The 19,610-nt window shown below is 36.2% G+C and carries 18 protein-coding genes; 7 read left to right on the top strand and 11 right to left on the bottom strand.

Annotated features, from left to right (window positions below):
• Positions 1-214: 214 nt before the first annotated feature.
• Together QZU75_RS09030 and QZU75_RS09025 are read left to right on the top strand one after the other, a co-directional pair.
• Positions 215-2,416 (top strand): CDC48 family AAA ATPase, encoded by a 2,202-nt coding sequence (locus tag QZU75_RS09030; protein ID WP_296883166.1) that lies wholly within the window; start codon positions 215-217, stop codon positions 2,414-2,416.
• A 183-nt stretch (positions 2,417-2,599) separates the two neighbouring features.
• Complete coding sequence (locus QZU75_RS09025; RefSeq protein ID WP_296883164.1) at positions 2,600-3,433, top strand: methanogenesis marker 8 protein; 834 nt, start codon at positions 2,600-2,602, stop codon at positions 3,431-3,433.
• Here the strand turns inward: QZU75_RS09025 and QZU75_RS09020 are convergent, their stop codons facing one another.
• Positions 3,434-4,099, bottom strand: coding sequence for a PolC-type DNA polymerase III (locus QZU75_RS09020; protein ID WP_296883163.1), 666 nt, complete (start codon positions 4,097-4,099; stop codon positions 3,434-3,436). It abuts the gene before it with no gap.
• An 81-nt stretch (positions 4,100-4,180) separates the two neighbouring features.
• Between QZU75_RS09020 and thiC the strand changes: the two genes are divergently transcribed.
• The gene (thiC, locus tag QZU75_RS09015) at positions 4,181-5,455 is read left to right on the top strand and encodes a phosphomethylpyrimidine synthase (protein ID WP_296883162.1); all 1,275 of its coding nucleotides are present in this window, start codon (positions 4,181-4,183) and stop codon (positions 5,453-5,455) included.
• Complete coding sequence (locus QZU75_RS09010; RefSeq protein ID WP_296883161.1) at positions 5,455-7,113, top strand: ATP-dependent DNA ligase; 1,659 nt, start codon at positions 5,455-5,457, stop codon at positions 7,111-7,113. Before thiC ends, QZU75_RS09010 begins: the two co-directional genes overlap by 1 nt.
• On the opposite strand, the gene QZU75_RS09005 is transcribed toward QZU75_RS09010, so the two are convergent.
• Positions 7,110-7,742 (bottom strand): queuosine precursor transporter, encoded by a 633-nt coding sequence (locus QZU75_RS09005; protein ID WP_296883159.1) that lies wholly within the window; start codon positions 7,740-7,742, stop codon positions 7,110-7,112. The two genes, QZU75_RS09010 and QZU75_RS09005, sit on opposite strands and share 4 nt — an antisense overlap.
• Before the next feature lie 85 nt (positions 7,743-7,827).
• Here QZU75_RS09005 and QZU75_RS09000 point away from each other — a divergent pair, with 85 nt between their 5' ends.
• A complete protein-coding gene (locus QZU75_RS09000; protein WP_296883157.1) occupies positions 7,828-8,229 on the top strand; it encodes an OB-fold nucleic acid binding domain-containing protein in 402 nt (133 codons plus the stop codon).
• Between the two features lie 61 nt (positions 8,230-8,290).
• Positions 8,291-9,655 (top strand): phosphoglucosamine mutase, encoded by a 1,365-nt coding sequence (glmM, locus tag QZU75_RS08995; RefSeq protein WP_296883155.1) that lies wholly within the window; start codon positions 8,291-8,293, stop codon positions 9,653-9,655.
• A gap of 171 nt (positions 9,656-9,826) precedes the next feature.
• On the opposite strand, the gene QZU75_RS08990 is transcribed toward glmM (QZU75_RS08995), so the two are convergent.
• Genes QZU75_RS08990 through glmU form a run of 5 tightly spaced genes read right to left on the bottom strand, consistent with a single transcriptional unit; the run spans position 9,827 to position 14,573 of the window.
• On the bottom strand, positions 9,827-10,963 hold the full coding sequence (locus QZU75_RS08990; RefSeq protein ID WP_296883154.1) for a tetratricopeptide repeat protein: 1,137 nt from the start codon (positions 10,961-10,963) through the stop codon (positions 9,827-9,829).
• 19 nt (positions 10,964-10,982) lie between these two features.
• Positions 10,983-11,693, bottom strand: a complete 711-nt coding sequence (locus QZU75_RS08985; protein ID WP_296883152.1) for an anaerobic ribonucleoside-triphosphate reductase activating protein — start codon at positions 11,691-11,693, stop codon at positions 10,983-10,985.
• Positions 11,693-12,793 (bottom strand): histidinol-phosphate transaminase, encoded by a 1,101-nt coding sequence (gene hisC, locus QZU75_RS08980; protein ID WP_296883192.1) that lies wholly within the window; start codon positions 12,791-12,793, stop codon positions 11,693-11,695. The genes QZU75_RS08985 and hisC overlap by 1 nt, the downstream gene beginning before the upstream one ends.
• A 2-nt stretch (positions 12,794-12,795) precedes the next feature.
• A complete protein-coding gene (locus QZU75_RS08975) occupies positions 12,796-13,278 on the bottom strand; it encodes a gamma carbonic anhydrase family protein (protein WP_296883150.1) in 483 nt (160 codons plus the stop codon).
• An 11-nt stretch (positions 13,279-13,289) separates the two neighbouring features.
• Complete coding sequence (gene glmU / locus QZU75_RS08970) at positions 13,290-14,573, bottom strand: bifunctional sugar-1-phosphate nucleotidylyltransferase/acetyltransferase (RefSeq protein WP_296883148.1); 1,284 nt, start codon at positions 14,571-14,573, stop codon at positions 13,290-13,292.
• Positions 14,574-14,735: 162 nt separating this feature from the next.
• Here glmU and QZU75_RS08965 point away from each other — a divergent pair, with 162 nt between their 5' ends.
• Entirely contained in the window at positions 14,736-14,903 is a 168-nt protein-coding gene (locus tag QZU75_RS08965) for a rubredoxin (RefSeq protein ID WP_296883146.1), read from the top strand.
• Positions 14,904-14,950: 47 nt separating this feature from the next.
• Here the strand turns inward: QZU75_RS08965 and QZU75_RS08960 are convergent, their stop codons facing one another.
• The 4 genes from QZU75_RS08960 to QZU75_RS08945 form a co-directional block, all read right to left on the bottom strand.
• Positions 14,951-15,673, bottom strand: a complete 723-nt coding sequence (locus tag QZU75_RS08960) for a nitroreductase family protein (protein ID WP_296883144.1) — start codon at positions 15,671-15,673, stop codon at positions 14,951-14,953.
• 41 nt (positions 15,674-15,714) lie between these two features.
• A complete protein-coding gene (gene glmM, locus QZU75_RS08955; protein ID WP_296883143.1) occupies positions 15,715-17,052 on the bottom strand; it encodes a phosphoglucosamine mutase in 1,338 nt (445 codons plus the stop codon).
• A gap of 8 nt (positions 17,053-17,060) precedes the next feature.
• Positions 17,061-18,299 carry a 2,3-bisphosphoglycerate-independent phosphoglycerate mutase gene (locus QZU75_RS08950; protein ID WP_296883141.1) on the bottom strand — a complete coding sequence of 413 codons (1,239 nt, stop codon included), beginning with the start codon at positions 18,297-18,299 and terminating at the stop codon, positions 17,061-17,063.
• A 102-nt stretch (positions 18,300-18,401) separates the two neighbouring features.
• On the bottom strand, positions 18,402-19,100 hold the full coding sequence (locus QZU75_RS08945) for a TIGR00297 family protein (RefSeq protein ID WP_296883190.1): 699 nt from the start codon (positions 19,098-19,100) through the stop codon (positions 18,402-18,404).
• Positions 19,101-19,610: the final 510 nt, after the last annotated feature.

Below are 19,610 nucleotides of genomic sequence, written 5' to 3'. Positions count from 1 at the left end.
CAATTATTTTTAATATTTTAAAAAAATATAATAACCATAAAAACTATTTTTAGGATAATTAAATTGATTTCCATTAATTTTAAAAAATTGTCAAAACCGAAACATTTATATAGTTAAACATACACAGATAGGTATGTCAATAAAGTTACAAAAAGTAACAAAAAGATTTTGACACATTACAATTATTACATTACAGCCAAATGGAGATGATAATATGGCAAAAAATGAAATCACATTAAAAGTTGCAGAAGCAATTTCACAAAAAGACGTTGGTCAGGGAGTAGCCAGACTTGATCCAAACGTTATGGATGATTTAGGAATCCGTGAAAGAGATTTGATTGAAATTGTTGGAGACAGAAGAACTGCAGCTATCGCACTTCCTTCACAAACCGATATTGGACTTGGAGTAATAAGAATTGACGGATTAGTCCGTAAAAATTCCGGTGCAACAATCGGAGGGGAAGTAACCATTAAAAAAACTAAAGCAACAGAAGCTAAAAAAGTTGTTTTAGCACCAATTGAACATAACATCCGTGTACAAGGAGATGTACGTGGTTTATTTGCAGGAAAAGTAATGGTCCAAGGAGACATTATCGGATCACAAATCAGAGCCCCAAGACCAAGTACTGGCGGAGGATTTAACAGCTTATTCGACGAGCTGATGGACATCACTCCAACAATGAAAGAAATCAAGTTCGCAGTAATATCCACCAGTCCGAAAGATATCGTGATTGTCGGACATAACACCGAGGTACAGCTTCACGAATCCCCTGTTGACGTAAGCAAAATCGAAGGTGTCGGAAACCTCGTGGATGTAAGCTATGAAGACATTGGCGGTTTAAAAGAAGAAGTTAAAAAAGTAAGAGAAATGATTGAAATACCTCTTAAAAGACCTGAACTCTTCGAAAAATTAGGAATTGCACCACCAAAAGGAGTATTGATGCATGGCCCACCAGGTACCGGTAAAACATTACTTGCAAAAGCTGTTGCAAGTGAAAGTGATGCCCATTTCATTGCAATAAACGGGCCTGAAATCATGAGCAAATATGTAGGAGGATCTGAAGAAAACCTAAGGGAATACTTCGAAGAAGCTGAAGAAAATTCTCCTTCAATCATATTTATAGATGAACTCGATGCAATTGCACCAAAAAGAGAAGAAACCAACGGAGAAACTGAAAGAAGAACCGTTGCTCAACTTCTAACTTTAATGGACGGTCTTAAATCCCGTGGACAAGTAGTTGTAATCGGTGCAACAAACAGACCGGATTCACTTGATCCGGCTCTTAGAAGACCTGGAAGATTTGACCGTGAAATAGAAATCGGAGTACCGGATTCAGAAGAACGTAAAGAAGTGCTTGAAATTCACACCAGAAACATGCCTCTTGCAGATGACGTCGATTTGGACAAAATTGCTAATACAACCCACGGATTTGTGGGAGCCGATCTCGAATCATTGTGTAAAGAAGCTGCAATGAGAGTAGTCAGAAGGATTTTACCTGAAATCCAAAATGATGAAGAGATTCCAAAAGAGGTAATGGAAAAAATTGTAGTAACAGGTGATGACTTCAAATCTGCACAAAAAGAAATCCAACCTTCTGCATTAAGGGAAGTTCTTGTACAAATTCCAGACATCAAATGGGACGATGTCGGAGGTCTTGAAGATGTAAAACAGGAATTAAAAGAAGCAGTTGAATGGCCTTTAAAACATCCTGAAACATTCCAACGTTTAGGAATAAGACCACCAAAAGGAACCCTCCTCTACGGTATTCCAGGAACAGGTAAAACCTTACTTGCAAAAGCTGTTGCAAGCGAAAGTGAAGCAAACTTCATTTCAGTCAAAGGTCCTGAATTATTATCAAAATGGGTCGGAGAATCTGAAAAAGGTGTTCGTGAAGTATTCAGAAAAGCTAAACAGGCTTCACCAACTGTAATCTTTTTCGATGAAATTGATGCAATAGCAAGTGCACGTAGCGGAAATGATACTGACAGCGGTGTTACAAAAAGAGTTGTAAACCAATTATTAACTGAAATGGACGGTCTAGAAGAGCTTGAAGATGTAGCAATCATTGCAGCTACCAACAGACCTGACATACTGGATGCAGGATTGATGAGACCTGGAAGATTCGACAGACACATTCAAGTTAAAGAACCTGATGAAGAAGCAAGACTTTCAATCTTTAAAGTACATACAAAAGACATGCCTCTAAAAGATGATGTAAATCTCAAAAAACTTGCTAAAAATACTGAAGGATATGTTGGAGCAGATATCGAATCAGTATGTAGAGAAGCAGCAATGCTGACCCTTAGAGATAACCTCGAAGCAAAAGAAATCCCATATAAATACTTTAAAGAAGCAATTGAAAAAGTGAAGCCAGGAAACTCTGGCCAAGACGAACAGTTAGTTCAATACATGTAGGGAAGTAAAACCAACTTCCCCCCCCTCCCGTTAATTATTTTCTAACCATATTTATGCTGGGAAAGATACAGAAATCTTTCCCAAACCTCCATTATATTAACAATTTCTCTACCGATTTGGGAAGATAAGGAATCTTCCCAAAACATCTAATATTTAAATACTTTTTTTAACAATAGTTATATTATGAGCGAACATATCATTGAAGCATTAGGGAAAAGTCAGATTACAGTGAAAAATGGAAAAGTAGTTGATGTAACAGAACCTGAAGTAGAATACTGTCCTCTTTTTGATCATCATCGCGGAATTAAAAAACTCACAACAGACGTAATAGCTAAAAATATCCAATTTAGAATTGATGATTTTGGAATGTGTACTGCAAATCGCCAGCTGAGAATGAAAGACTTTTTAAATTTTGGAATTTCAGAAATCATGTGCACATTACTTGATGAAAATGTTATTGACTGCGTAGTAATGGTTTTAGAGGGTTGCGGAACAATAATAGTGACCGAAGGAGAACTTGTTCAGGGCATTGGAGGAAGAGTTTCAGGACTTGTTAAAACCTCACCAATACCAGAATTAATAGAAAAAATAGGCTCTGAAAATATTGCCCATCCGGACACCGCAGAAATTGACCAGGTTGAAGGAATCAAACTTGCAATCTCAAAAGGATTCAAAAACATTGCAGTAACAATAGCTCTTGCAAGTGATGCTGAAAAAATAAAAAAATTGCAGAGAGAAAATCCGGACATTAACATCTACGTATTTGTAGTTCACACTTCAAAAAGAACTCCTGAAGAAGCAAGAGAACTATTTGATGTCTGTGATGTTGCAACAGCATGTGCATCCAAAAATATAAGAGAAATAGGAGAGGCCGAAAGCATTAGAACTGTAGGCCAGTCAATACCTATTTATGCAAGAACCGAAAATGGAAAGAAATTTTTAGAAATGAGATTGGAAAAGATTGGTGGGGAAAAACCTAAAAAGGACAATCCCGATTTGCCTTCTCCTCTAATCTAATCATTTTTTAGGTAAAATTTTATTTTCCGGAACCATGAATTTGGTATAATATTGGGGTTTATAGTCGATAAACTCAAATTTAACACCATTAACCCCATATTTAGGATTGTATCCAAAAATGTTAAGGTATTCTTCCAAATCATTACGTTCATTTTTTAAAGCCTGAGTAACATTGTATAATGCCTTGGTATCATCTATTGCCCTGTGGAAGTTGACCTTTTCAATCCCATAATATTCTACTGCATCAATCAGTTTGTGAGGATACTCCTTTCTGTCCTTAACAACAGTGAGCGTATCAAGCCAGTCCACATTTTTAACAATACCGTCTGCTTCACCTGGAAAATGCCTTCTTAACAGATTATAAATGAAAGACAAATCAAACTGGCAATTGTGTGCAACCATTAAAGTTCCAGGAGTCAGCCATTTTTTTAAATCATCGGCAATGACATCTTCATAAATTCCTTCCTCATCCAGCATGTCATCGGTAATGCCTGTCAATCTTGTTATTTTAGAATCAAGTTTTTCTCCAATGTCAATGAAATGGTCATATTCTTCAATAATTTCACCGTCTTCATAAACAAGCATTGCAAGTTCAATAACTCTGCAGCTGAAACAGTTCAAACCTGTAGTTTCGGTATCAAAATATATTACTTTTATCTTAAACACTCCCCAAGAATAAAATTTTAATTAATTCTATATACTTAAAACTATATAATTAATTATGATTAGTCAACATGAGGGATAAATTTGACTCAAAAAAGTGAAGCACAAAAAGGCAACATCACTCCTGAAATGGAGTTTGTTGCAGAATATGAAAATATTGATGTAAATAAATTAGCTAGATTAATAGATAAGGGATTAGTAGTAATTCCTAAAAATATCAATGGTCACTCAAAACCTTGCGGAATTGGAGAAGGCCTTAAAACAAAAATTAATGCAAATATCGGTTCATCATCAAAGATTGATGATATAGAACTTGAAATCAACAAAGCAAAACTGGCTCAGGAATATGGTGCCGATGCACTTATGGACTTGTCAACAGGTTCAGATTTGAAATTATTCAGACAAAAAATCATGCAGGCCGTTGATTTATGTATTGGAACTGTTCCAATCTACGAAGCGGGAGTTGTAACACTCGCAAAAAATAAAGAGATAATTGACATGGATCCTGATGACATTTTTAAAGCCATTGAAAATCAGGCAAAAGAGGGAGTGGACTTCATGACGCTCCATTGCGGAATTACAAAAGACCTTGTTCAAAAGCTTAAGGATGCAAACAGAATGATGGGAATTGTAAGTCGTGGAGGAACTTTCATGGCCTCCTGGATTAACCATAATGATTTGGAAAACCCGTTATATGAAAATTACGATTATCTTCTGGAATTATCCTATGAATATGACATTACATTATCATTAGGTGACGGTCTAAGACCCGGATGTCTGGCCGATGCAAGCGATATCCCTCAAATTCAAGAGCTTGTAAATCTTGGAGGTCTTGTAAAAAGAGCCCAGGATGCCAATGTTCAGGTAATGGTTGAAGGACCTGGCCACATGCCTTTAAATCAGATTAAGGCAAATATGGAAATTCAAAAAACAATTTGTCACGGAGCCCCATTTTACGTATTGGGGCCTCTTGTAACTGATATTGCACCAGGCTATGACCATATTACAGGGGCAATCGGCGGAGCGATTGCAGCTGCATCAGGTGCAAATTTCCTATGTTATGTAACCCCTGCGGAGCACTTGTCACTTCCAAGTCTTGAAGATGTTAAAGAAGGAGTTGTTGCATCAAAAATAGCTGCTGAAGCAGCAGATGTTGCAAAAGGTCTTGACTCAGCATGGACTCGGGAAAAAGCAATGGCAAAAGCAAGAAAAGAATTTGACTGGGAAAAACAGTTTGATCTTGCTTTGGATAAATCAAAGCCTAGAAAATACCGTGACAAATGTGAACTTGACGATGATGAGATGTGTGCAATGTGTGGAGAATATTGTGCCGTCAAGATTGCCAAAGGTGATTTTTAATGAAATATCAGGAACTGGTTGACGTTTACTCAGCACTTGAAGCAACAACCAAACGGTTAGAGAAAACAGAAATTATAGCTGAATATCTGAAGAAACTTGACTCAGACACTATTGAAAAAGTCGGATTGTTAATTTTAGGAGTAGTATTTCCGGCATGGAGTTCAGAAGAAATCGGAATTGGCGGAAAATTGGTAGAAAGAGCTGTTGCAGAAGCTGTGGGAACAACACAGGCTGCAGTAGAAGATGCAGTTCGTGACGAAGGAGACATCGGGCTTGCATGCATAAAACTATATGCCAAAAAATCACAGATGACATTTTTTTCACAACCCTTGACAATTGATTTTGTCTTCAATAGCTTACGTAAGCTGTCACAAATCAGCGGTTCAAGATCAACCAACCGTAAAATTGCAGTTATTTTAGAGCTTTTAAGTCAGTCAAGCGCAACCGAAGCAAAATATCTTACAAGAACCATTACTGAAGAGCTTAGAATCGGTGTTGGAGATGGAGTCGTTCGTGACGCAATAGCGCAGGCATTCAACATTGACAAGGCCGTTGTCGAACGTGCACAAATGCTTACAAATGATTTTTCAGTAGTTGCAAGAACAGCTAAAGAGGAAGGTGCAGCAGGTCTTGAAAAACTTAATTTAACACCGGGAACTCCCGTCAAACCAATGCTTGCACAGTTAGCTCCACCCCTTGATGAAATTATTCCCGAGATGGGATGTGCAATCTGTGAGACAAAATACGATGGAATCAGACTGCAGGTCCACAGAAACGGCAATGAAATTAACATATTCACCCGAAGACTGGAAAATATCACTCATGCCCTTCCAGAAATCGTTGAACTCTTCAATGAGTATTTACCCCACAACGACTATATCGTAGAGGGTGAAGTAATAGCTACACGTGACGGAAAGCCTCTGCCTTTCCAGAACATACTGCACCGCGTTAGAAGAAAACACAATGTGGAGGAAGCTATGGAAAATGTTCCATTGAAATTATTCTTATTTGATGTTTTATATTACAAGGTTCCAATGATTGACGAACCACTATCCAGAAGAAGGGAAATTTTAGAAGAAATTGTCGATACATCTGTCGATGAAATGAACCTTAGTACAATGAAAATTGGAACTGAAAACAACATTGACGAGCTTCAGGAACTCTTTGAATCCTCAATTGAAGGAGGACATGAAGGAATCATGATTAAAGACTGCAAGGAACCATATATTCCAGGGCTTAGAGGTAAAAAGATGCTTAAATACAAGGCCGAACCGGAAACACTGGACATGGTCATCATCGGAGGAACATACGGAATAGGAAAAAGAGGGGATTTTGTAGGATCATATCTTGTGGCTCTTAGAGACGAAAATGATGATTTTAAAAGTGTCGCCTATGCCGCAACAGGCCTTGATGATGCAACCCTTGAATACTTAACAGGAAAAATGAAAGAGCTTGAAATTTCAACCAAAGGCCGTGAAATCAAAGTAGAGCCAAAAATAGTATTGGAGATTGCATTTTCAGAGATCGTAGAATCTCCAGAGTATGAAACAGGTTACTCATTAAGATTCCCTGTTGTCAAAAATATACGAAAGGACAAAAGTCCTATGGATGCAGACACTGTCGAGAGACTCATTTCCATGTACAACACAGGAAATTAAATTTCAGGCAATCCTTTAACTTTAGTTATAACAATCTTAGTTAATGGATAGACAATAATTTCATATATTGTTTTAAATAATGCCTGGACCAAAATCATCACCAGCAATGCTTCCAGAGGCATTGTTCCAAAAAATCCAATGAAAATAAATATTATTGCATCCAGTCCTTCACCGAAGAGTGTTGAAACTATACATCTTACGAATAGCTTTTCTTCATTCCACTTTTTCAAAATCACCATCATCTTAGCATTTACAAGAGACCCCACCAGATAAGCAGCAAAACTGGCAAGCAATAATCTGAAAGTGGATCCAAGAACAATACTGTATGCATCCGAATTTTCAAAAAATACTGGAGCAGGAAGCATTATTGTAATATTATAACAGATTACAGCTACAAGATTCATTAAAAATCCTAAAAGAATTACTTTTCTTGCTTTTTCATAGCCGTAAACTTCCGCCAAAACGTCATTAACAATATAGATTACTGGAAATATTACAACACCGCAAGGCAAGGTAAACGAGAAAAAATCAAATGTTTTACCTGCAATGATGTTTGAGATAATCAGACATGCCGTAAAAACACCGCACAGCATTGCATACAATTCAGTTTTTGAAAGATTTTCAAACATAATCATATTATATTTCCAATATTAAATAAATTTTACAAATTGAAATCCTATCGCCTATTTTTAACATGAAAAACAATGAAAATGTATGGAAATTACAGACGACAAACTTTTAAGAATAGCTTTGATAACTTCACTTATCGGAATTATCGGTCTTCTAATCTTTACTCCGACAATTGAAGTTAAAAAAGTGAAAATTAAGGACATAGACCGTGGAATGATAGATGAAGAAGTCAATATTGAATGTGTGGTGGCTGACATCGCATCTTCAAAATCAAAAAGCAGCTATTTTTTAACTATAAATGACGGCACCGGCCAAATGCCTCTGATAATATTTGAAAATCAGCTTGCAGAAATTCAATCGAATAATATTGATATTAACGACTTTAAAGGCAAAAAAGTAGAGGTTACAGGCAAGATTACTGAATATAATTCTGATTTGGAGATGATATTGTCGAGCGGAGACAGCTTGAAAATTGTTAATAAATGAATAGTTTTTTATTAATTGAAAAATAAAAATAAAGATATTAAAATGTATAGGAAATAATAACATGTCTGATAAAAAACGATTATTTGGAACTTTCGGAGTTAGGAGAACTGCAAATGATGTTTTAACTCCTGAGTTTGCATCAAGACTCGCAGCCTGTTATGGTACACAGATTCAAGGAACCGTAGCTGTTGGAGGAGACCCAAGAACATCAACAATAATGCTAAAAGAAGCAGTTAAAGCTGGACTTTTATCAAGCGGATGCGACGTAGTGGATTTAGGAATCTTACCTACACCAGGCGTCCAATATGCAGTTCGCAAGTATTATGATGGAGGAGTAATGATTACAGCTTCACACAACCCTCCAAAATATAACGGACTTAAATTTTTAGATGAATTTGGTATTGGAATTCCTGATGAAATGGACATTGCAATTGAAAAATTATACTTTGATGAAGAACCTAAAAGAGCACACTGGTCCGAAATAGGTCAAATCTACCACAACGACAAGATTATCGACGAATATGTTGACGAAGCAATCTCCAAGGTAGATGCTGAAGCTATTCGTGATGCTAAACTTAAAGTTGTTGTTGACTGCGGAAGCGGAGCAGGATGCTTTACAGCACCATATCTAATCAGAAAACTCGGTTGTGAAGTTACTACCTTAAATGCACAGGCAGACGGATTTTTCCCAGGTCGTGACCCTGAACCAATTGAAGATAATCTTCAGGAGTTAATCAGTGTCGTTAAGGAATTGGGTGCAGATATCGGTCTTGCACACGACGGTGATGCAGACAGAACAATATGTATTGACGAGAAAGGAAATTTCGTTTTAGGAGACAAAACTTTCACACTTGTTGAAAAGCAAATGCTGAAAGAAAACGATGGAGGAATCGTTGTTACAACAGTTGCAACTTCCCAAGCCATTTATGATATTGCAGAAGAATACAACGGCGAAGTAATTGCCACTGCTGTTGGAGATTTGCTTGTTGCCCGTAAACTTAAAGATGAAGATGGGCTCTTTGGAGGAGAAGAAAACGGAGGATTAATATTTCCGGACTTTGTCTATGGAAGAGATGCAGTAATGACTGTTGCTAAAATCCTGGAAATCGTTGCTAAAGAGAAAAAGCCTTTATCAGAGCTGGTTTCAGAGCTTCCTGTTTATTACTCAAGCAAAATGAAAATAGAATGTCCTGACGATGAAAAGGAATTTGTCATGAACAGTATTGCTGATGAAATCAAAAGCACTACTGACTTTGAGTTAGACTTAACAGACGGTGTTAAAATCCTCAAGGAAGATGGCTGGGTAATTGTCAGACCATCCGGAACTGAACCAATCTTCAGATGCTTTGCAGAGTCAGATTCACAGGAAAAAGCAGATGAGATGACCAATTGGGGAATCAGTTTAATTAAAAAATACAAAAAATAATTACAAAAAACCATCACCGATTTAGTTTTAATTATATTACATTCAGATATAATTAAAACTAATTCAACATTAAAAACTTCCATTAAATTAATAGCTACTTTTAAAATAATAAAAGATTATTGGAAAATAAGTAAAATAAAATAAGTACTGATAGATGTCAGAATAGATTAATTAAAAGTTTTCCAAACACTCTTCTTTTAAGAAAAATGCATCCTCATTATCAGGATTTCTAAGCAATACTTTGTTGAAACTATCAACAGCCTCTTCAAACTTGCCCAATTCCATCAGGACAACTCCTTTGTTAAGTAAAAAATCAATATTGTATTGCTCCAATGATATTGCTTTATTAAAACATTCCAATGCATCATCAAATCTGCCCAAATCAATATAAGCATTACCCATTCTATTGATTGCACTTGCATCCATCTCCGAATCATCCAAACATACTTCAACAGCCTTATCAAATGATTCAATAGCTTCTTCCAGATGCCCCATATCAGTCAACAGATTGCCTCTTGCATTCCACACTTCCGGATTTTCACCATCGATTACAATGAGCTTGTCATAAACCCTCAATGCAGCATCATATCTTCCAAGCATTTCTAAAATAAATCCTCTCCAATACAGAACAATAGGACTGCTCGGCCGGTAATTGTAGGCAATGGTACTTGCCTTATATGCTTCATCAATTCTTCCGGCATTCAAAAGTGCAATAGCTTTATTGTTTAGAATATATTCGTTATCAGGTTCTAACTCCAAAGCCTTGTCATAACATTCGATGGCTTCATCGAATTTTCCCAGCCTTGAGAGGTTATCCCCCTGCTTGTTAAGAAGATAAACATCATCAGGGTCAAGCCTTAATGCGGCATCATAGCACATTGTGGACTTATCGAACTTGCCGCTGTCAAAAAGAATATCTGCCCTTTTGGTAATCATTGCCTTTTCATCTATTTTATCGCCTTTCCATTCGTCAATGTGAAGTTTTTTAAAATAGATTATCTGAAATTCCTCAGAATCTTTAATCGGACCACCATACATTTTTTTGAATTCCCTTAACATGTCATAAGAGTCTTCAAAACCTTCCTTTCTGGCCAATTCATCATTATCTTTAATCTCTTCAAAAGGAATGTTTTCAACATCAGTTACCAGAGCTTCAAAGATTTTCATTTTTTCTTTAGAAACCAAATTCCAATAACAGTAAAGTCTGTCACCAACTTTAAGCGGAGTTTTCCATGCTTTGCGTATTGTTCTTGTTTTCTTACCAGTAATTACATCTATATCATTACTTGAAAATGACAAAATCGGCATTTTTACTCCTCCTTAAAATTTATTCAATAACTTGTTCTCCGAATTCCGCTGACTTGACTTTAACCTGGCCTTTGAAATATGGCTTGACTTCACGAGCCAGCTGTGCTAAATCATGTGGATTTGGTACTTCGACTTTTTCCAAAGCAGGATCAAGGACATTTTTATTTCTGAATTGTTGAATAGTGTAAATGTCGGCTTCAATTTCATCGACTAAATTGATAATGTCTTTTTTTGTATGTAATGTTGGAACATAGGTAGTTCTTACTTCCAGATGAACGTTTTCATCCGCATTGATAAGTTCCATTGATTTTTTAACCTGAAAACCAACGTTGGAACCTGTAATTTTTCTGTATTTTGAAAATGTTGTTTTAACATCAAGTGAAACAAAATCCAATAAATTCAAATCAAGTAGCTGTTTGATTTTATCGGGATAAATTCCGCTTGTGTCCAATTTTGTTTTAAGACCAATTTCACGAACATAGCTGAATATTTCAATCAATGCATCAGTTTGCATTAACGGTTCGCCTCCGGAAATCACCACTGCATCTAAAAAATCAGCTGAAGATTCAATTTCGCCTTTTATCTCATCAAATGATTTTTCAGTTGAATCATCCAGCAGTTCAACATTATGGCAATACCGGCAAGTTAAAGGACATCCTGACATGAAGATAACCAGGGACATATTTCCATGAAATTCAACAGAAGATATTACAGATCCTCCAACATACATTAGTTTAAAACCTCTTTTATAATTTCTATAAATTTCTTATCCTCTTCTAAAGTGCAGATACTGATTCTTATCCAGTATTCATCAAGCCCTTTAAAAGAGGTGCAGTCTCTTACGATAATACCTTTTTTCATAAGTTCTAATGCCAATTCACTAGCTGTAAACCCAGTGTCTTTAACACCTATTAACATAAAATTAGATTTTGACGGAAATACATTCAATGAATCAATCTTTGACAGTTCATCATAGAGGTATTGTCTTGATTCAATTCCATTTTCGATTGAATCCTTAATGTATTGTGTGTCTCTAAAAGTGTTTAGAGCGGCTACAAATGACAATCGGGTAAGTGAAAATACCGGTTTGATTCTGTGCATGTATTCGATTATCTCAGCACATGAAAGACCATATCCTATTCTCATTCCTGCAAGACCCAAAACCTTGGACATTGTACGGATGATGAAAATGTTATCATATTCATTGATTAAATCCTTATTGGTTGTTTCGGAATATTCAAAGTAAGCTTCATCAACAACAATCAGTATTTCAGGATTTTTGGCTGCAATATCCGCCAGAATATCTTTTTCAATCAATGTACCTGTCGGATTGTTTGGACTGCACAGGAAAATCATTTTGGTTTTGTCAGTTATTGCATCAAATATTGAATCCACGTCAAGTTCGTTTTTATCCAAATCCCATCTTGCATATACAGGATGAGCTCCGTACTGCTGGAGCAGGTATTCATAGTACATATAGGAAGGCAGAGGAACTATGAATTCATCTCCTTCATCAATGAATGTTTTTGCAAGCACGTCAATGATTTCATCAGCACCGTCTCCGCCGATTATAACCTGATTGTCTTCAACATCGGCATATTTTGCAATTTCAGCTACAAGCTCCTTAAGCTGAGATTCAGGATATCTGTTAATTGATTTGATTTCATCTTTAATAGCTTCCATAGCTTTTGGAGACGGACCCCATGGATTTTCATTGGATCCCAATTTGATAATTTCATCCTTATTCAGTCCAAATTCCTCGGCAATCTCTCCCTGAGACCTGCCTGGAACATATGAATCCATTTCATCTACAATCTTTCTTGCTTTCATCATTAATCTTCCTTATACTGTTTGGAAAGTTTAACATAATTGTCAGCATTCTTTTGGATGTGTTCTATTTGTTCTTCTGAGAGTTCCTTAACTGCACGGGCGGGAACTCCTAAAATCAAACTGCCTTCTGGAAATTCCTTACCTTCACTGACAACAGCTCCTGCACCTACAATTGAATTTTTTGAAATATGTGCACCATTTAAAACTGTTGCATTCATTCCAATCAGAACATTGTCATCCAGCTTACAACCATGAACTACAGCGCCATGACCTACAGAAACGTTATCACCGATTACTACCGGAAACCCTTTGGTACAGTGAACTACACAGTTGTCCTGAACATTTGAATTGTTTCCAACAGTTATGGAGTCAGTATCTCCTCTTAAAACAGCACCGTGCCATATAGATACGTCTTCTCCAAGTTCAACATTTCCTATTACCTGTGCGCCTGGGCATATTACAATAGAGTCTTTATTATTTTCCATAATATCGCCTTTTATTCTTTTTTCTTATTTTTATCTTGTATAATATGATTTTGTTTTACTAATACACGAGTATCAGAGGGTACATCATCATACAACAAAACCCCTGAACCTATAGTGGAATTGTGACCCACTTTAACACCAGGTGAAAAACTGGAGTTGATTCCTGTTTTTACTGAATCCCCAATGATGGAACCGAGTTTACGTCTTCCACTGTCAATCATCGCATCCTTGATTTTTGTTTTTACAGGTTTGTTGTCGAAACGCAGGTTTGCGATGTTGGTTCCTGCTGCAATATTACAGTTGGATCCTATTACAGAGTCTCCAACATAACTCAAGTGACTTACATTGGTATTTTCCATGACAATTGAGTTTTTGATTTCAACAGCATTTCCCACCTGAACATTGTCCCCGAAGTATGAATTTCCACGAATATATGAGTTAGGACCTATATCACAGTGTTTTCCGATATAGACATTGCCTTCAATATATACTCCCGCACGGATTATGCTGTCTTCATCCAAAAAGACTTCGCCGTGGATATGTGCTCCTTCTTCAATTGTACCTTTTATTTCAGTTTTTAAATTGCTGATAAGCTCTTCATTAACTTCAATCAGCTCCCATGGCCTACCAACATCAATCCAATCCTTGTTGGTTTTATGTCCTATTACCTTTTTGCCGTCAGCAATCTGTAAAGTTACTGAATCAGTAATTTCATATTCTCCACGTTCGGAAATTTCTGTTTTATCAATTTTATCAAAAATGTCTTTGTTGAATATATAGATACCTGCATTGACAAGGTTGCTCGGTGCCTCTTCTTTTTTCGGCTTTTCAACAATTTTTTTAATGTTGCCGTCCTCTATTTCAACAACACCAAAAGCGGAAGGGTCTTCCACTTCAGTCAAAACCATCAGTGTGTCAGGTTTAAGATAATTGTACTTTTTGATGATTTCATTGATGATTTCATTGTCCAAAATGATATCTCCATTTAAAACAACAAGACTGTCATCAATAAAATTCTTTCCATAAGAAATAGCATTTGCAGTACCCAGGAAATCCTGCTGAGTTTCATAAGTAATGTTTACACCAAATTCACTGCCGTCTCCAAAGTATGATCTGACCATTTCTTCTTTATAACGGACAACCAATAAAATATCCTTAATGCCATTGTCTCTTAATGATTCAATATTATACTGAATAATTGGTTTTCCGGCTACCGGCAACATGGTTTTAGGCTTTGTAAGTGTTAATGGCCTCATTCTAGAACCTTCACCGGCACTTAATATAATCGCTTTCACTTTTCTATCCCCATAAAAATTATATAATAATATTATATGTTTTACTCATTACCTATAAATTAATTTTTCTAATTCAAATAACTAATTATAAATAATATGTGAAATATAGTAGAAATTATATTAGCTATGCTAATAGCAAAAACACAAAAGGAGATTAATAAAATGACAGTATATGTTTGTTTACATTGTGAATACAGATTTGATACAGAAAAAGGTGACCCTGCATACAATATTCCTGCTGGAGCAACTCCTGCAGATATGCCAGAAGATTGGGTTTGCCCAGAATGCGCAGCTTTAGGTATTGAAGCATTTATCGCAGAAGAAGAATAGATTTTCTTCTTCAACTTTTACTTTTTTTAAATTATAATTTTTCCATTTTAAATTTCAAAACTTCCTTCGAAAATCTTGTTTTTCAGCTCTTCATGAGATTTCTCAAGAGTGAATTTGAATGTATCAGGGTTTGCAACATACATGTGTGCCAGTGCAATTCCTATGTCGACCTGGTTCCAGAGGTTCATTCTTTTATTTAAACGAAATTTGCGCTTATTTCGGTATACATTATATGTTCCGTCATCATTGTGAGTGAAATACCATGGCTGAGTATTTGCAGCTGACGGTGCAAAACGTGCAGGATTCAGTTTGCTGTCACGTTCATCTGAAATGTCACATACAATTTTTCTGTGAAATTGAGTTCTTTCACGATAGATTTCACCCTGAGGGTTTCCCAATACCATCAGGATAACAAATTCATGGTCAGGATGAGGGTTTTCATAATTTCTCGGACGTCCCGCACCAATCCAGCAGGACCCTATTCCCCTACTTTGCAGATACAAATCAACCTGCTGAAAAATAAAGCCTATATTTTGAAAGCAGTTCTGCTTTGGCTGTGAAAACAAAAGCAATGCGTGAGGCGCATTGATTCTCTGCAAAAGCCTGAAATTTTTCACACCGACAAGGTCATAGCTCCATTCAATATCAGGATTTAAAACACGGGCGTTGTCAATAAACTGCCTTATCTCATTTAAAGTTTCTTCATCAAGGGGAGTCTTGTCGTATTTTCTGATTGATTGTCTTTTGTATATAGTTTCTTTAAGATCCATGCTATCCCTAAAAAAAAAGTTTAAAGATGAAAAAGTCATCTTTACAAGTTTTCATTGATTATTTTTACACATTTTTCTTTAATCTCTTCAGCTCTTCCGGCATCACGGGATTCAAGAGTAATTCTTACATAGTCTTCAGTTCCTGACGGCCTTACCAAAACCCAGCTGTCGTCATCAAATGTCAGTCTTACACCATCAATGGAATTGATATCTGCAATATCATCAAATGCATCCTTTAAAAGGTCTTCCATGTTTTCCATTACTTTAAGCTTTGCCTCTTTTGAGCAGGTTATCTTTTCACGGATGTTTGGATATGAAGGTATTTCAGCAAGCAGGTCGGATAATTTTCCTTTGTTTGAAACAAGTTCCGCCATTCTTAAACCTGAGAGAATTCCATCAGGACACATGCAGAAGTCAGGGTGGAGCCATGTTCCTGAAGGCTCTCCGCCGAATGCCGCATTTTTTTCAATAATTACTTCAGCCACATTGACATCACCGACAGGAGTTCTGAATACTTTGCCTTTTACGGATTCGTCCATGCATAATCCTGCATCCACAGTTGTTACAACATCACCGTCAAACTCTTTTGAAATTAATGCAAGCAATGAGTCAAATGGTGAGATATTTCCTTTCTCATCAACAGTAATCATTCTATCAGCATCACCGTCGTGAGCTATTCCAAGGTCTGCTCCAATGGCAACAACTGTTTTCATCAGGTTCTGGAGATTATCTGCATTCGGTTCAGGGTTTCTTCCGGGGAAAAATCCATCGGGCTGTGAGTTGAGAGTTGTAACTTCACATCCTGCCTTTCTAAATACTAAAGGTGATATTTCGCTTCCGGCACCTGATGCGCAGTCAACAACAACTTTCAATCCTTCTTTAATGTCCACCAAATCAACCAAATCATCAATGTATTGGCCTTTGATTTGTTCATTTACACTTAATTTACCAATTTTATCCCAAGAAACTGAGATATATGCTTTTTCGGAATAGATTTTTTCAATTTCTGATTCCTGAACAGATGTGTATGCCATACCGTTCTTGTTCCATAACTTTATCCCGTTATATGGGGACGGATTATGTGAAGCTGTAAGCATAATTCCTGCATCGGCATCCAATTTTTCGGTAGCATAACCAACCAATGGAGTTGGAACCATTCCAATTTTAACAACATTTACCCCGCTTTCCAAAAGTCCGGCACAAATTGCCTGGTCAAGCATCTGATTTGTAGTTCTTGTATCATAACCAAGTACAACAGTACCTTCATTGCCCAAATAATAGGCCAGGGATTTTCCTACATTCAATGCCAATTCACATGTTACTTCAGAACCTATCAAACCTCTGATTCCAGATGTTCCAAAGAGTTTTTTAGCTACCATCTTCTCACCTATGCTCCAAACTTATGTGCGTAATTCATTAAGTCCATCATGATGTTCATTACGTCTGAGCCTCTGATTCTGTTAAGTCCTCCTTTTGCACATGCTCTTTCGGAGAATTCGACAACATCGTCAGTTCTTACTTCAGGACCCCTTATCAGTACAGGTACTGGGTCTCCGGAGTGGTTTTTGACTGAAATAGGAGTTGAATGATCAGCAGTCAGGTAAATATAGACATCTTCAAGCTTGATAATTTCGCTCATTACCACTTCATCGACTTTTTCTATAAATTCTTTTTTCTCTTTTATCTGACCGTCATGGCCCGCTTCATCAGCGCCGTCAATGTTAATGAGGAAAAAGTCATGATCTGAATTTTTAACCTGATCTATGATAGTATCACGAATATTGTCAAGATTTGTATCGATTCCGCCAGTTACATCTTCCATTTCAATAATGTCCATTCCGGCAAATCTTCCAATTCCCATAATAAGTCCTGTTTCAGCAATGCAAGCAGAATTAACTTCATATTTGTCATTTAATGATTCTACAACCGGAACTTCTCCCGCACCACGAGGAATTACAATATTTGCAGGAGGTTTGCCTTCTTCAATTCTTTTAAGGTTAACCGGATGGTCTTTGGTCATTTCATATGTTTTAACAACTAATTTATTTAATATATCTGCAGTTTTTGCTGCTTCTGGAGTATCATCTAAAGCTTTAACTTCTTTAGGTTTGTTTCCTTCGACTTTAGGGTCTGCATCACTGACTTTACCAGAAAGACCTTCGCCTCTTAAAACCAGAACTGCTCTGTGACCGGTAGATTCCTTGAATATGATTTTGACATCAGGATAATCTTCAAGGACCATTGTGTTTAACACGTCAACAATATCCTTGGTACCTTCCTTGATTCTTCCTGCACGTCTGTCTGTAACGATTAAATCATCATCAACTGTTGAAAAGTTGCATCTGAATGCAATATCACCCGGAAGAACTTCAACACCCACACCATTTGCTTCAAAGGGACCTCTTCCTGTGTATACTTCATAAGGATTATATCCTAAAATAGACAGGTGTGCAGTATCACTTCCAGGAATAATTCCCGGAGCAATTGAATCCATAATACCAGTAATTCCTTCTTCAGCCATTTTATCCATATTAGGAGTGTATGCAGCTTCAAGAGGAGTTTTATTTCCTAATTCTTTAATCGGACGGTCTCCCATACCATCCATAATTAAAATAAGACCTTTCATAAATATCACCTAAATTATAATAATATAATTTTTATTTTTAATAGTTAAAATAATTTGTTTAAAAAGTAGTTTAAAAAGTTAAAATTGAATTTAGAAAAAAAATTACATCAGTAAAATACCTACAATTGCACCAACTATTGTTGCAATCAGGTTTACATGCTCATTTGTAATTATGTGCCTGTTTTCCAAAAATGCGCCCAATAAACTGTCTGCAAAACATCCTACAGTACCTGAAATTATAGAAACCATAATTGCAACTAATGGATTGGGCATGATACCCAGGAGATATGCTGCAATACCAATAATTGCCGCACCGACAATTCCGACAGCAGTTCCTAAAACAGATACCGCACCATTGGTTCCAGGGTCCACCTTTTGAAAAGTTGATATCAAACGAGGGTGCTGGTCAAGCACTCCAATCTCGGAAGCCAGCGTATCTGATGTTGCTGTTGCAATGGCACCTACAAAACCTCCAACTAAGGGTGAATAATATCCTCCAAATGCCGCCATAAAACAAGCAACCACACCATTGGAAATAACATTTTTGGAAGTTCTTCTTCCTTCAAACTCACCCAATGACATCTTATATTTTTTAGAAAATTTTGTTGCAAGAAGAGACATTACAAGGAATAAAACAATTAATAAAAGCCAATTTGTCCCTGCCGAGAAGATGATTACAATACCCATTATAATCATTACAGCTGATCCGAACAAATCCAGAGATTTTCTATAATATGTAATGAATCCTAAAATAAATAAAAGGACCACATATACCCAATTAATCATTACAGCTTCAACCATAATACCCACTAACTTTCTCCTTTTATTAATTTATATAACAAATTATATAAAAAGTTTTACAAAAATGCCCTCTTTTCAAAAAAGAATTTTTATAATAAATTTTTGACATCAAGTACAGGGAATTTAAAAAATCAAGGAAAGAAAAATATAATTGTTAAAATAATGATTAGCCTTTTGAACTTCGTATTTTCCCCTCCTTTTAAATTGATTTAGTAGAATAATTATAAAATAAAAATAAGCATATTTTCTACCGGAATAATTTTTTTTGAAAAACATACATGAAGTTTTCTTAAAAAAGCCCAAATTGAGGTTAAAAAATTAATTAACTGGTTAATTAATTAGTAAACCTGGAAACTAAAATATAAACAAAACACACAAATCAAGTTATACTTCACCTAAAATTAAAAAAAATGAGTCTGTAAAATTTTATAGGCTTATTTAATTTTTATGTGATTTTGAGTCCAATTTTGCATTTGGAAGTCTAAAAATGTCAGAATTCCTTCTTTAGTT

Source organism: uncultured Methanobrevibacter sp., from assembly GCF_902764455.1.
GTDB lineage: Archaea > Methanobacteriota > Methanobacteria > Methanobacteriales > Methanobacteriaceae > Methanocatella.
Note: the sequence above shows the minus strand (reverse complement) of the source record. Positions and strands in the feature narration are given on the sequence as shown.

Excerpts from the sequence above, each read along its gene's own strand:
- hisC (WP_296883192.1), bottom strand. The coding sequence starts at position 12,793 with ATGAAAGCAAGAAAGATTGTAGATGAAATGGATTCATATGTTCCAGGC.
- QZU75_RS08985 (WP_296883152.1), bottom strand. The coding sequence starts at position 11,693 with ATGTATGTTGGAGGATCTGTAATATCTTCTGTTGAATTTCATGGAAAT.
- QZU75_RS09010 (WP_296883161.1), top strand. The coding sequence starts at position 5,455 with ATGAAATATCAGGAACTGGTTGACGTTTACTCAGCACTTGAAGCAACA.
- QZU75_RS08945 (WP_296883190.1), bottom strand. The coding sequence starts at position 19,100 with ATGGTTGAAGCTGTAATGATTAATTGGGTATATGTGGTCCTTTTATTT.
- QZU75_RS08990 (WP_296883154.1), bottom strand. The coding sequence starts at position 10,963 with ATGCCGATTTTGTCATTTTCAAGTAATGATATAGATGTAATTACTGGT.
- QZU75_RS08960 (WP_296883144.1), bottom strand. The coding sequence starts at position 15,673 with ATGGATCTTAAAGAAACTATATACAAAAGACAATCAATCAGAAAATAC.
- glmM (WP_296883155.1), top strand. The coding sequence starts at position 8,291 with ATGTCTGATAAAAAACGATTATTTGGAACTTTCGGAGTTAGGAGAACT.
- QZU75_RS09000 (WP_296883157.1), top strand. The coding sequence starts at position 7,828 with ATGGAAATTACAGACGACAAACTTTTAAGAATAGCTTTGATAACTTCA.
- glmM (WP_296883143.1), bottom strand. The coding sequence starts at position 17,052 with ATGGTAGCTAAAAAACTCTTTGGAACATCTGGAATCAGAGGTTTGATA.
- QZU75_RS09025 (WP_296883164.1), top strand. The coding sequence starts at position 2,600 with ATGAGCGAACATATCATTGAAGCATTAGGGAAAAGTCAGATTACAGTG.
- QZU75_RS09005 (WP_296883159.1), bottom strand. The coding sequence starts at position 7,742 with ATGTTTGAAAATCTTTCAAAAACTGAATTGTATGCAATGCTGTGCGGT.
- QZU75_RS08975 (WP_296883150.1), bottom strand. The coding sequence starts at position 13,278 with ATGGAAAATAATAAAGACTCTATTGTAATATGCCCAGGCGCACAGGTA.
- QZU75_RS08965 (WP_296883146.1), top strand. The coding sequence starts at position 14,736 with ATGACAGTATATGTTTGTTTACATTGTGAATACAGATTTGATACAGAA.
- QZU75_RS09030 (WP_296883166.1), top strand. The coding sequence starts at position 215 with ATGGCAAAAAATGAAATCACATTAAAAGTTGCAGAAGCAATTTCACAA.
- QZU75_RS08950 (WP_296883141.1), bottom strand. The coding sequence starts at position 18,299 with ATGAAAGGTCTTATTTTAATTATGGATGGTATGGGAGACCGTCCGATT.